Source organism: Streptomyces sp. NPDC002888 (assembly GCF_042888465.1).
GTDB lineage: Bacteria > Actinomycetota > Actinomycetes > Streptomycetales > Streptomycetaceae > Streptomyces.
This window is the reverse complement of the sequence record NZ_JBIAPU010000012.1, coordinates 261173-273344: the sequence shown is the minus strand read 5'-3', so window position 1 is coordinate 273344 and position 12172 is coordinate 261173. Positions and strand designations below refer to the sequence as shown.

14 protein-coding genes are annotated in these 12172 nt (G+C 71.8%); 7 read left to right on the top strand and 7 right to left on the bottom strand.

Features of this window, described 5'->3' with window-relative positions; genetic code table 11:
- Window positions 1-151: 151 nt before the first annotated feature.
- A complete protein-coding gene (locus ACFYWX_RS21585) occupies window positions 152-1234 on the top strand; it encodes a Zn-dependent alcohol dehydrogenase (RefSeq protein ID WP_389425668.1) in 1083 nt (360 codons plus the stop codon).
- A gap of 123 nt (window positions 1235-1357) precedes the next feature.
- On the top strand, window positions 1358-2680 hold the full coding sequence (locus tag ACFYWX_RS21580) for an MFS transporter (protein ID WP_389425667.1): 1323 nt from the start codon (window positions 1358-1360) through the stop codon (window positions 2678-2680).
- Here the strand turns inward: ACFYWX_RS21580 and ACFYWX_RS21575 are convergent.
- From ACFYWX_RS21575 to ACFYWX_RS21565, 3 genes are all read right to left on the bottom strand, one after another.
- Window positions 2672-3634 carry a DMT family transporter gene (locus ACFYWX_RS21575; RefSeq protein ID WP_389425666.1) on the bottom strand — a complete coding sequence of 321 codons (963 nt, stop codon included), beginning with the start codon at window positions 3632-3634 and terminating at the stop codon, window positions 2672-2674. The genes ACFYWX_RS21580 and ACFYWX_RS21575 overlap by 9 nt on opposite strands.
- A 115-nt stretch (window positions 3635-3749) precedes the next feature.
- Window positions 3750-4460 (bottom strand): ArsR/SmtB family transcription factor, encoded by a 711-nt coding sequence (locus tag ACFYWX_RS21570; RefSeq protein ID WP_389425665.1) that lies wholly within the window; start codon window positions 4458-4460, stop codon window positions 3750-3752.
- A 52-nt stretch (window positions 4461-4512) separates the two neighbouring features.
- Window positions 4513-5154: a TetR/AcrR family transcriptional regulator gene (locus tag ACFYWX_RS21565; protein WP_389425664.1), complete on the bottom strand. Its 642-nt coding sequence runs from the start codon at window positions 5152-5154 to the stop codon at window positions 4513-4515.
- Between the two features lie 92 nt (window positions 5155-5246).
- On the opposite strand from ACFYWX_RS21565, the gene ACFYWX_RS21560 reads away from it, so the two are divergent.
- From ACFYWX_RS21560 to ACFYWX_RS21550, 3 genes are all read left to right on the top strand, one after another.
- The gene (locus ACFYWX_RS21560; RefSeq protein ID WP_389425663.1) at window positions 5247-6398 is read left to right on the top strand and encodes an acyl-CoA dehydrogenase family protein; all 1152 of its coding nucleotides are present in this window, start codon (window positions 5247-5249) and stop codon (window positions 6396-6398) included.
- A 71-nt stretch (window positions 6399-6469) separates the two neighbouring features.
- Window positions 6470-6697: a YiaA/YiaB family inner membrane protein gene (locus ACFYWX_RS21555; RefSeq protein WP_389425662.1), complete on the top strand. Its 228-nt coding sequence runs from the start codon at window positions 6470-6472 to the stop codon at window positions 6695-6697.
- A gap of 60 nt (window positions 6698-6757) precedes the next feature.
- The gene (locus tag ACFYWX_RS21550) at window positions 6758-7378 is read left to right on the top strand and encodes a TetR family transcriptional regulator (protein ID WP_389425661.1); all 621 of its coding nucleotides are present in this window, start codon (window positions 6758-6760) and stop codon (window positions 7376-7378) included.
- Between the two features lie 9 nt (window positions 7379-7387).
- On the opposite strand, the gene ACFYWX_RS21545 is transcribed toward ACFYWX_RS21550, so the two are convergent.
- Window positions 7388-7849 carry a MaoC family dehydratase gene (locus ACFYWX_RS21545; protein ID WP_389425660.1) on the bottom strand — a complete coding sequence of 154 codons (462 nt, stop codon included), beginning with the start codon at window positions 7847-7849 and terminating at the stop codon, window positions 7388-7390.
- A 145-nt stretch (window positions 7850-7994) separates the two neighbouring features.
- Here ACFYWX_RS21545 and soxR point away from each other — a divergent pair, with 145 nt between their 5' ends.
- The gene (gene soxR, locus ACFYWX_RS21540; RefSeq protein ID WP_389425659.1) at window positions 7995-8513 is read left to right on the top strand and encodes a redox-sensitive transcriptional activator SoxR; all 519 of its coding nucleotides are present in this window, start codon (window positions 7995-7997) and stop codon (window positions 8511-8513) included.
- Window positions 8514-8603: 90 nt separating this feature from the next.
- On the opposite strand, the gene ACFYWX_RS21535 is transcribed toward soxR, so the two are convergent.
- Complete coding sequence (locus ACFYWX_RS21535; protein ID WP_389425658.1) at window positions 8604-9671, bottom strand: RNA ligase (ATP); 1068 nt, start codon at window positions 9669-9671, stop codon at window positions 8604-8606.
- Between the two features lie 150 nt (window positions 9672-9821).
- Between ACFYWX_RS21535 and ACFYWX_RS21530 the strand changes: the two genes are divergently transcribed.
- Window positions 9822-10556 (top strand): hypothetical protein, encoded by a 735-nt coding sequence (locus tag ACFYWX_RS21530; protein ID WP_389425657.1) that lies wholly within the window; start codon window positions 9822-9824, stop codon window positions 10554-10556.
- Here the strand turns inward: ACFYWX_RS21530 and ACFYWX_RS21525 are convergent.
- Window positions 10502-11230, bottom strand: a complete 729-nt coding sequence (locus ACFYWX_RS21525) for a 3-keto-5-aminohexanoate cleavage protein (protein WP_389425656.1) — start codon at window positions 11228-11230, stop codon at window positions 10502-10504. The two genes, ACFYWX_RS21530 and ACFYWX_RS21525, sit on opposite strands and share 55 nt — an antisense overlap.
- A 96-nt stretch (window positions 11231-11326) precedes the next feature.
- The gene (locus tag ACFYWX_RS21520) at window positions 11327-11929 is read right to left on the bottom strand and encodes a hypothetical protein (RefSeq protein WP_389425655.1); all 603 of its coding nucleotides are present in this window, start codon (window positions 11927-11929) and stop codon (window positions 11327-11329) included.
- Between the last annotated feature and the right edge of the window lie 243 nt (window positions 11930-12172).

Sequence of the window (12172 nt, the reverse complement as noted above, 5' to 3'; positions counted from 1 at the left end):
GCCCTCGTACTGGATGTACTTGGGTTTTCGGCCGGTGCGGCGAGAGGGCGTGCCGGGCGTCGCGACGGGGCGAACGTTGCCTGTCGGGGCACTAGTCCTCCAGTCCCAGCCCCCGGTACCAGTCCCTCCAGACCCAGGAGCGTTGCCCGTCATGGCCGTCCGTGCCGCCGTACTCCCCGCCGTCGGCTCCCCGCTGGAGATCACCGACATCGAGCTGCCCGACCCCGGCCCCGGCCAGGTCCGCGTCCGGCTCGCCGCCGCCGGGGTCTGTCACTCCGACCTGTCCCTGTCCAACGGCACCATGCGGGTACCGGTCCCCGCCGTCCTCGGTCACGAGGGCGCGGGCACGGTCGTCGCCGTCGGCGAAGGGGTCACCCGTCTCTCGCCCGGCGACGGCGTCGTCCTCAACTGGGCGCCATCCTGCGGAAGTTGCCACGCCTGCTCGCTCGGCGAGGTCTGGTTGTGCGCCAACGCCCTCAACGGCGCCGCCGATGTGTACGCCCGTACCGTCGACGGCACCGACCTGCACCCCGGCCTGAACGTCGCCGCGTTCGCCGAGGAGACGGTCGTACCGGCGAACTGCGTCCTGCCCCTCCCCGAGGGCATCCCGCTCACCGACGCGGCGCTGCTGGGCTGCGCGGTCCTCACCGGCTACGGCGCCGTCCATCACTCGGCGCGGGTCCAGCCCGGGGAAACCGTGGCGGTGTACGGCGTCGGGGGAGTGGGCCTCGCCGCGCTCCAGGCGGCCCGGGTCGCGGGCGCCGCGAAGATCGTCGCGGTCGACGTCTCCCCTCAGAAGGAGGAGTTGGCGCGTGCCGCCGGAGCCACCGACTACGTGGTGGCCTCCGACGCCACGGCCCGCGAGATCAGGGGCCTCACGGACAAGCAGGGCGTCGACGTGGCCGTCGAGTGCGTGGGCCGCGCGAGCACCATCCGCGCGGCCTGGGACTCCACCCGCCGCGGCGGCCGCACGACGGTCGTAGGCATCGGCGGCAAGGACCAGCAGGTCACCTTCAACGCCCTGGAGATCTTCCACTGGGGCAGGACCCTGTCCGGCTGCGTCTACGGCAACTCCGACCCGGCGCGGGACCTGCCGGTACTCGCCGAACACGTACGCGCGGGCCGCCTGGACCTGGGCGCACTGGTGACGGAGCGCATCGCGCTGGAGGGGATCCCGGCGGCGTTTGCGAACATGCTCGCGGGGAAGGGCGGCAGGGCGCTGGTGGTGTTCTGAGGGGAGTTGCCCGGAGCGCCCTCAGGTGCTCCGGGCAACCTTCGCGCACGACCGTTGACCCCATACCGTCCGGTCAGTATGTTCCCGGGAACGTCCCCACCGCACCCACCGGAGTGTGCACGCATGGACACGTCCCCAACCGCTCACCCCACCACCGTGACCGCACCGGCGACCCCCCATCGCCGCCGGGTCGCCACCGCCGCCGCCCTCGCCTCAGCCGTCGAGTGGTACGACTACTTCGTCTTCGGCATCGCGGCCGCCCTCGTCCTGGGCGACCTGTACTTCCCGGCGGGCAGCTCCACCGCCGGAGTCCTCGCCTCCTTCGCCACCTTCGCCGTCGGCTTCCTCGCCCGCCCGCTCGGCGGCATCGTCGCCGGACACCTCGGCGACAAGCGCGGCCGCAAGCCGATGCTCGTCCTCGCGCTCACGCTGATGGGCGTGGCGACGACGGGCATCGGCCTGCTGCCGACGTACGACACGATCGGCGTCGCCGCCCCCGTCCTGCTCGTCACCCTGCGCGTCGTCCAGGGGCTCGCGGTCGGCGCCCAATGGGGCGGCGCGATGCTGCTGGCCACCGAGTACGCCCCGGAGGGCAAGCGCGGTGTCTACGGCAGCGTCGTCCAACTCGGCGTCCCCATCGGCGTGGTGACCGCCAACAGCGTCTTCCTGCTGGCCGGCGCCTTCACCACCGACACCGCCTTCGCCGCCTGGGGCTGGCGAGTCCCCTTCCTCGTCGGCCTGTTGGTCCTCTTCCTCGCCTGGTACATCCACACCCGCGTCGAGGAGACACCCGCCTTCCGCGAGGCGGAGCGGGCGTTGGCCGAGCAGGAGAAGTCGGAACGCGGCTCACCCCTGCGCACGGTCCTGCGCGACCACCTCGGCACGGTCCTGCTCGCCGGCGGCTCCTTCGCCGTGAACACGGCGACCTTCTACATCCTCATCACCGGCGTCCTCGACTACACCACCCGCGAACTCGGCATGAACCGCGGCGCCGTCCTCACCGTCTCGCTCTGCGTCAGCCTCACCCAGCTGGTGCTGATCCCGGCCTCCGCCGCGCTCTCCGACCGCGTCGGCCGCATCCGGATCTACGCCGTCGGCGCGGTCGGCATCGCCCTGTGGGCCGTACCGCTGTTCCTGCTGATCGACACCGGTTCGCTGCTGTGGCTGGCGGTCGGCACGTTCGTCGCCAGCTGTTTCCTCAGCATCATGTACGGACCCCAGGCCGCCCTGTTCGCCGAGTTGTTCACGCCCGAGATGCGCTACACGGGTGCCTCCCTCGGCTACCAGATCGCCGCGGTGGGCGGCGGCGGACTCGCGCCGTTCGTCATGGTCCTGCTCCTGGAGGCGACCGGCACCTCGATGTCGGTCTCCGCCTACATCGTCGCGCTCTCGGTGATCGCGCTCGTCTCCATCAAGGTCCTTGCCGACAAGGCCCGTTCAAGCTGACCGTTCCAGCCGCTCGGGCTGCGGCTCCACGGCCGCAGCCCCAGGCGCCCGCCGCGACCGCGACCGCGACACCGCGACCCCGGCCAGGCACAGCGCCCCGCCCGCCAGCGTGAGCGGCCCCGGCACCTCGCCCAGCGCCAGCCACGACATCAGTACGACCAGTGCGGGCACCGCGTACGTGGTCGCGCCCATGCGGCTGGCTGTCGTACGGGCCAGGGCGTACGCCCAGGTCGTGAAGGCGAGCGCGGTCGGGAAGACGCCCAGGTAGACCACGTTCAGCGTGGCCGACACCGGGGCCTTCGCCGCCTCGCTCACCAACTGCCCGGCGAACGGCAGACAGACCACCGCCCCGACCAGGCACCCGAACGTCGTCACCTGCAGCGCGCTCGCCCGCCCCAGCGCCGGCTTCTGCGCCACGACTCCACAGGCGTACGCGACGGCCGCGAGCAGGCACAGCACCACCCCGAGCACCGAGGAACCGCCGTCGCCCGACATGGACAGACCCACCGCCACCGCACCGGCGAACGACACCGCCATGCCCGCGAGCAGTCGCGGCGGCGTGGTGTCACCGAGGAGGCGTGCGCCGAGCAGGGCGACGAGGACGGGCCCGATGTTCACGACCAGGGCCGCCGTCCCCGCGTCCACCTGCTGCTCGCCCCAGTTGAGCACGACCATGTAGAACCCGAACCACAGCACCCCCGATATCCCGATCCCGCGCCACGCCGACCGCGGCGGCCACCCCTCCCGCCGTACGGCACAGATCACCCCGAGGGTGAGCGCCCCGGCCAGCAGCCGCCCGAGCGCCAGCGCGCCCGGCGAGTACTCGGAGCCCGCACTACGGATCGACACGAACGCGGACGCCCACAACACCACGGTGACCGCCGCCGCACCAGCGGCAAGCAACTCCGCACGACGGGCCGGGCGGGGCGGACGGGACGGGATGGGGTTCATCATGCTCCAGAGGGTAGGGAGGAACCGGGCCGCAGGCTCGCGGATTTCGGACGGGGGGCTGCCGAGTGGGGGCGGGGCGCCGGCGGGCGGATTTCAGGTTGGATGCCGAACGGGCGACCTAGGCCAGAGTCGTCGCCGGGATGCCCAGCAGCTCGGTCAGGGCCCGTTCGCCTGCCGCCGTCACCTTCACCGCCCGCTCGGAGCCGATGCGCACGCACCACCCGGCGTTCAGGGCGTGTCGGCACAGGGCCGCACCGGCCACTCCGGCGAGGTGGGGGCGGCGCTCGGTCCAGTCGAGGCAGGCGCGGACGAGAGGGCGGCGGCTCGTGCGGTCGAGGGCGATGCCGACGGAGTCGAACCAGCCGACCCCCGCGTCCGTCAGGGCGAACCCCGTGTCCTGGAGGAGGAGTTCGCGCGCGGTCAGCGCGTCGGTGATCGCGATGCCGAGGCGTCCGGCGAGATGGTCGTAGCAGGTGCGGCCGCGCGCCATCGCCGAGCCTGCGCTCGACTCGCGCAGGCTGCGCGGCCGTCGGCCGGTGTCGGGCCCGACCTGGGCCGCCAGGTCCTCCACCAGCTGGGCGACCCGCGCGTCGGCGAGCCGTACGTACCGGTGCCGCCCCTGGCGTTCCTCGGCCAGCAGTCCGCCCGAGACCAGCTTGCCCAGATGCTCGCTCAGCGTCGACGCGGCCACTCCCGCGTGCCGCGCCAGCTCACCGGCGGTCCACGCCCGCCCGTCGAGCAGCGCCAGCAGGCACGCGGCCCGTGTCTCGTCGGCGATGAGCGCGGCGAGCCGGGCCAGCTGCGGCGCCTGGGGGTCCTTGCTGGTCATGCCTCCCAGCATGCGCCACGAACACTTCGGCGACCGCCGAACCGTCCCGGTCCTAGACCGACCGCCCGAGCTGCTCGTATTGCAGCACCAGCCCCTCCAGCAGTGCCGTCAGCCCCGTCTCGAAGGCCCGCTCGTCGATCTTCTCCTGCTGGTCGGCGAGAAGGTGCGCCTGGCCGAGGTGGGGATAGTCGGCGGGGTCGTAGGCGCTCTGGTCGTCGACGAAGCCGCCGGCGAAGGAGCCCAGCGCGGAGCCCATGATGAAGTACCGCATCAGCGCGCCGATGGAGGTCGCCTGCGCGGCCGGCCAGCCCGCGTCGACCATCGCGCCGTAGACCGCGTCGGCGAGCCGCAGCGCGGCCGGGCGGCGGCCGGGGCCGCGGGCGAGGACCGGGACGATGTTCGGGTGGTCGCGCAGGGCGGCCCGGTAGGAGACGGCCCAGTCGTGCAGCGCGGTCCGCCAGTCCCGGCCGCCCTCGAACATCGACAGGTCGACCTGCGCGCTCACCGAGTCGGCGACCGCCTCCAGGATCTCGTCCTTGGTGCGGAAGTGGTTGTAGAGCGAGGGCCCGCTCACCCCCAGCTCGGCGGCGAGCCGGCGCGTGGAGACGGCCGCCAGGCCCTCCGCGTCCACGAGCGCGCGTGCCGTCTCGACGATCCGGTCGGTGCTGAGGAGGGGCTTGCGCGGTCGGGCCATGGCGCACATAGTAGGGCTGCGTCCGTGAAACTAGCAGTGCTAATTTAAGCGTACACGGCTTTCGAGAGACGTTCTCTGTGGGGTGACTCGGCATGAATCTGGAGCTCAGCGAGGAGCAGACCGCCGTACGGCGGCTCGCCCGGGACTTCGTGGAGCGCGAGATCGCCCCCCATGTCGTCGCCTGGGACCGTGCCGAGGAGGTCGACCGGGGGATCGTGAAGAAGCTGGGCGAGGTCGGCTTCCTCGGCCTGACGGTCGACGAGGAGTACGGCGGCTCGGGCGGCGACCACCTCGCGTACTGCCTGGTGACGGAGGAACTCGGCCGCGGGGACTCCTCCGTGCGCGGAATCGTCTCCGTCTCGCTCGGCCTCGTCGCCAAGACCGTCGCCGCCTGGGGAAGCGAGGAGCACAAGCGCCGCTGGCTGCCCGGCCTCACCTCCGGCGACTACGTCGGCTGCTTCGGCCTCACCGAGCCCGGCACCGGCTCCGACGCGGGCAACCTGGCCACGCGCGCGGTCCGCGACGGCGACGACTACGTCGTCAACGGCACGAAGATGTTCATCACCAACGGCACCTGGGCCGACGTCGTGCTGCTGTTCGCCCGCTCCACGGACGCGCCCGGCCACAAGGGCGTCTCCGCCTTCCTGATCCCCACCGACACCCCCGGCCTGACCCGCCGCACCATCCACGGCAAGCTCGGCCTGCGCGGCCAGGCCACCGCCGAACTCGTCCTCGAGGACGTGCGCGTGCCGGCCTCCGCGATGCTGGGGGAGGAGGGCAAGGGCTTCTCCGTCGCCATGTCGGCCCTGGCCAAGGGCCGGATGTCGGTGGCGGCGGGCTGCGTCGGCATAGCGCAGGCGGCGCTGGACGCGGCGGTCCGGTACGCGACCGAGCGCGAGCAGTTCGGCCGGACCATCGCCCATCACCAGCTCGTCCAGGAGCTGATCAGCGACATCGCCGTGGACGTCGACGCGGCCCGGCTGCTGACCTGGCGCGTCGCCGACCTGATCGACCGCGGACTGCCCTTCGCCACCGAGTCCTCCAAGGCCAAGCTCTTCGCCTCCGAGGCCGCCGTACGCGCCGCCAACAACGCCCTGCAGGTCTTCGGCGGCTACGGCTACATCGACGAGTACCCGGCGGGCAAGCTGCTGCGCGACGCCCGCGTGATGACCCTCTACGAGGGCACCAGCCAGATCCAGAAGCTGGTCATCGGGCGGGCGTTGACGGGCGTCTCGGCGTTCTGAGTACCTACCTGTGCAGACCCTTGAGTATCTCGGCGGATGTGGTCTCGGCCACGTCCGCCGAAGCTGTTCCCATGAGTGACACACCGGGCAAGCAGCAGAACACGGCCGCCTTCTACGGCCAGGCCGTCGCCTCCTTCGCCGTCGCCATGGCGGCGACCGCCGTCGGGATCTACCAGCTCAAGGCCGATGCCTGGGTGCGGGCCTTCCTCGCCATCGCCGTCCTGTACCTCGTGACGTCCGCCTTCACGCTGGCCAAGGTGATCCGCGACCGACAGGAGCCCGCTGAGCGGGGACTCTAAGCGGCCGCTCACCTTCGGCGGTATGGTGGAGCTTCTGTCACCGAGAGGGGCGAACGAGCGATGAGTACGGCGGAGACGGCCGGCGGCGAAGTGCAGCCGTGGGGCGAGGTGACGCCCGATGCGGCCCGGCGGCTGCTCATTGCCGCGGTGGAGGCCTTCGCCGAGCGCGGCTACCACGCCACGACGACCCGCGACATCGCGGGCCGCGCCGGCATGAGCCCGGCCGCGCTCTACATCCATTACAAGACCAAGGAAGAGTTGCTCCACCGCATCAGCAGGATCGGCCACGAGAAGGCCGTCGAGATCCTGCGGACGGCGGCCCGGGGTGAGGGGAACGCGACCGAGCGGCTCGCCGACGCGGTGAGCTCCTTCGTCCGCTGGCACGCCGGCGGACGCACCACCGCACGGGTCGTCCAGTACGAGCTGGAGTCGCTCGGGCCGGACGCCCGCTCGGAGATCCTCGCGCTGCGCCGGCAGGTCGACGCGGAAGTGCGCGGGATCGTCGAGGAGGGCGTGCGGACGGGCGAGTTCGACGTCCTGGACATCCACGGCACCACACTCGCCGTGCTCTCCCTGTGCATCGACGTGGCCCGCTGGTTCAACGTCGACGGGCCGCGGACGCCCGAGGAGGTCGGCGATCTGTACGCCGACCTCGTGCTGCGGATGGTGGGCGCGAAGTAGGCGCGGCCGTCAGACGTAGTAGCGGGCCACCGACTCCGCGACGCACACGGGCTTGTCGCCGCCCTCGCGCTCCACGCTGAACGCGACGCTCACCTGGACGCCGCCGGTCACGTCCTCGACGCCGGTGATCGTCGCGGTGGCGCGCAGCCGCGATCCGACGGGGACGGGAGCGGGGAAGCGGACCTTGTTCGTCCCGTAGTTGACGCCCATCTTCACGCCCTCGACCTTGATCAGCTGGGGCCCGAACAGAGGCAGCAGCGACAACGTCAGATACCCGTGCGCGATGGTGGTGCCGAACGGTCCGGCGGCCGCCTTCTCCGGATCCACGTGGATCCACTGGTGGTCGCCGGTGGCCTCGGCGAACAGGTCGATGCGCTTCTGGTCGACCTCCAGCCAGTCGGTGTACCCCAGCTGCTCGCCCACCGCCGCCTTCAGCTCGTCGGCGGACGTGAAGATCCTCGGCTCTGCCATGTCTGGGCCTCTCGCATCACGATCTCGGTTATGCACGGTTAGCCATGCATGCTAAGCGACTGCTTAGCATGGTCGGGTGGGGGCCCCGTGTCAACGGACCGAATGGCGCGGCGTGGTCAGGTGGCGCGTAGGTAGGGTTCGAGGGGTGCCCCAGATTCCAGAGAAGATCCACGAGCTCACCGTCGGCCAGCTCTCCGCGCGCAGCGGCGCCGCCGTCTCGGCCCTGCACTTCTACGAGTCCAAGGGCTTGATCAGCAGCCGCCGCACCTCGGGCAACCAGCGCCGCTACACCCGTGACACCCTGCGCAGGGTCGCCTTCGTCCGCGCCGCGCAGCGCGTCGGCATCCCGCTGGCCACGATCCGTGACGCCCTCGCCGAACTCCCCGAGGAACGCACCCCCACCCGCGAGGACTGGACCCGCCTCTCCGAGGCCTGGCGCGTCGAGCTGGACGAACGCATCAAACAACTCAACCGCCTCCGCGACCACCTCACCGACTGCATCGGCTGCGGCTGCCTCTCCCTCAACACCTGCGTCCTGTCCAACCCCGATGACAGCTTCGGCGAACGCCAGTCGGGCTCACGGCTGCTGGTGGAGGAGCGGGGCCGAAGGGGGAGCGAGGGTTCCGGGCGGCGGGAGGGCGTGCGCGCGGGCGACTGCCGCTGAGCCACACGCAATCCCGCGGGCAGTCGTGCCGCCGGCGCGACGGGGCCGCGCGAACCGTCCCCGCCCAGCCCCACCCGCGCCGCACACCGCCTACTCGTACTCCGTCCCGCCCTTCCGTGTCAGGTACGCCGGACTCACCGCTTTCGCGATCGCCCGCCCGCCGGTCACCGCGCTGTACCGCTCACTGCGGGGACGTATCACCACGCCCTCCCGCAGATGCAGCCCCCGCCCGGACACCGTCTCCCGGCCGCCGGCGACCTCCAGCACCCGGTCGATGTCGTACGGCCCCTCGAACAGCCGCGGCACCAACGGCAGCTCCCCGGCCAGCAGTTCCGCCGCGTCCAGCCAGCGCACCTGCCCGTCGATCTCCGCGGACACGTCGAACACGGCGTACCCGAGCGTGTCGCGTCTCCCGTCCGCGCCGTACGTCAGGTCCTGCACGCCCGCCCCGTACACCTCCCCGAAGATCCCCACCCGACGCGCCCCCAACCGCTCGGCGAGCCGCGCCGCGGCCTCGGCGACGCCGTGCCCCAGCACCGCCCGCCAGTACAGATTGCGCGGGTCCTCGGCCAGCGCCAGCGACTTCGCCCCGAAGCCCTTGGAGGAGACGTACACCCGCCCCTCGCCGGCGACATACGTCAGCAGGCACGCCGACCCGTGCAGCTTCTCCGTCAGGACCACATCCTCGCCCGGGCTGAAGATTCCCGGAAACCGCTGGAAGTTCTCGATGTCGACCCATGGCAGCAGCTCCGGCGCCGACTCCACCTCGCCGTTCATCATGGGCGGCACCGGCGGCACCCACTTGGTGATGCCGAGCAGCGCCGCGAAGTCGGTCCCCTCCCGCGCCGCCCGGCCCAGGTCGAACTCCGTGAGCGCCTTCGGCCGGCACACGATGCCCTGCGACAGCTCCCCGCGCAGCCGCACCGCCTTCACCCGGTCCGCGTTGCCGCCCGCCAGCCGCCCGGTCAGCCCCAGTTCCTCGATCAGCTCGGGCGGCAGCACCGACTGCTCGGGGATGTAGACGGCGGCCTCCCCGGTGCGGTACGCGCCCTTGGCGACGACGGCTCGGTACAGACCCACCTGGGCCAGTTCGAGCGCGTCGGCGTTCGGGTGCTCGTGGACGGTCAGCACTTCGGCGGTCACGCGCAGCGTGGACATGGGGAGCTCCTCCAGGTACCTCACATGGGTTTCATCACCCCCAACTCTCCGCACCGGAAAACGCTGGATCGAACGGATTAGCGGCTGGTAACGTCGCGCTCTTCGGCCGGCAACCACACCGCGCACGGAGTCCTGACGGGATCAACTCCCATGCTTTCGCCCGCCCTTGACGCGGCCCTCGCCGACATCGACATCGTCTTCAACGGCTTCGCCAGCCCGCACGAGACCGGCTGCGGTCTGTGTCATCTGCCCGAGGAGACCGCTTACCTGCGCACTCCCTGCACCCGCATCCCCCTGGACGTCGTTCAGAGGTATCTCTTCGAGGTCTCCGACCACTTCGACGACCAAGCCGCCGCGATGCGCCGTCTCCTGCCGCAGGCGGCACGGGCGATGGCCGACGGGGCTCTGTCGGCCATCGGCTACGGCGCCCACGGGCTGGCCTGCGTGGACTGGCGCTCCTGGCCGCCCGAGCAGGTCGCCGCGATCGACGCGTTCCTGCGCGCCTGGTGGCAGGACGTCCTCGCGACGCCCGAGCCGCCGTACGGCGTCGACGACGTCTTCGACCTCTGCACCACCATCGCGAGGACCGTGACCCCGTTCCTCGACGGGTGGATCCAGGGCCCCACCGCGGACGCGCACCTCGTCCAATGCGTCGACATCTGGCTCTACGACCTGCTCGGCGACGCCACCCCGTTCTCCTGGTGGTACGACGACAGTGAGGACGCGGGCATCTCGGACCTGCGGGCCTGGCTGGCCGGTCCCGGGGCCGCCCGGCTGCGCGCCCTGGGGGAGCCCGACCTGGCCATCCGCTGCGAGCTCGTCGCCCTGCCCTACGACGAGCGCTGGGCCCACCCGTACTGGGACACGGCCGACGCCACCAACTGAGCGTTCGACGCCGCGCGTTCACCATCGGGCAGGAGCAGCGTGTCCTCCAGCCCGATGCGCGTCGCGAGCCCCAGCCGCCCCGCCAGCCGCAGCACCGGCCACGCGCCGCCCTCCTCGCCGTGCAGCAGAACCGGGCGGCCGTGCGCGGCCTCCAGGTCGGCCAGCAGCGCCCGCGCCGACTCCGCCGCGGTGTCCGGGTCGGTGTCCGTCACCTCGGCGAGCACCCGAAGCACCCTCGGCGCGAGCGGCGAGTGCGCGAACCGCGCGGCCCCGTCCGTCCCCGACCAGACGCCGGCCTCCACTCCCACGCCGAGGTCGATCAGCACGGCGGCCAGCTGCTCCGCGCCCGGCTCGTGCCAGTTGACCGAGGCGTGGTCGGGCAGCACCGTCCAGGCCCGCACACACTCAAGGCGGGCCGCCGGATCCGGCTCGGCCCAGGCGCCCGTGGTCACGCCGACCGGCACCGCCACGCGCGCCCGTATCGCATCGAGTGTCGCCGCCACCACGCGTGGCGACAACGTGTCCTGTCCGCAGGGGGTTTTGGGGTGGACGTGTATGTCCGTGGCCCCGGCCGCGACGGCCTCCGCCGCGGACTCGGCCAGCGCACCCGGCGACAACGGCACCACCGTGCCGTCGACGGCCCCCCGCGTTCCGTTCAGACAGACCTGCACCATGCCTCAAGTCTGCCGACCGCCACTGACAACGGTCCGTGGGCAGGGCTCGACCCGTGACATCAGGGGGTGCGGCATCCCCGGCGCACCCCCCTCGATCTAGGCCGGCACCAGTATCCGACCCCGCCTGGTGTACCCCAGGGCCTCCGGCTTCAGAACCGGGCGCGGTACCAGGATTCCGCAGTGCGCGCAGACGGGGCCCGACGACGGTTCGTGGTCCAGGTCGTACTTCCAGACCAGGCGCTCCCCGTCGCACACCGGGCAGGTCGCGCCCGGTTTGCGCTCCAGCGCGGCGATGAGCCGCCGCAGTACCTCGGCCAGCGGGTCACGGGGGTGTACCCGCGGGTCGTCGCACCACGCGACTCCGAAGCCGCCCCAGGTCAGCCGGTGCCAGTCGTCCACACTGCCCGGCCGGCGCAGCCCGTCGTGCTTCTCCTTCTTGCGGCGCTCGGCGAACTCGACCTCATAGGCGAGCCAGACCGCCCGCGCCTCCTCCAGTTCGTCCAGTGCGGCCACGAGCCGCGCTGGATCGGGGGACCGGTCCTCCGGTCCGAACCCCGCCCGGGAGCACAAGTGGTCCCAGGTCGCCCGGTGCCCGTAAGGAGCGAACCTCTCCAGGCACTTGCGCAGTGAGTAGCGCCGCAGTGCCAGATCGCACCGCGGGTCGCGCACCTGTCTCGCCAGACTCCGGAAACCGGCCATCGCCCTGCACCTCCGTCACACCTGCACCTGCACTTCGGTCACTTCGGCGTCTCCGTACGGACGTCGCCGAATAGACGTGTCGACACGTGATTCGGCTCCATCCGATTTCGGATGGCCCCCATAAGCCGTCCGGGCTTGCGCGCGCCCCGCCCTCCATGACGCGTGTGCCCGACGTGACGTTCATGTCGACTCCTGACGACCGCGACGACTTTGCAAAAAGTGACGCTTGCTCATCTTCAATCG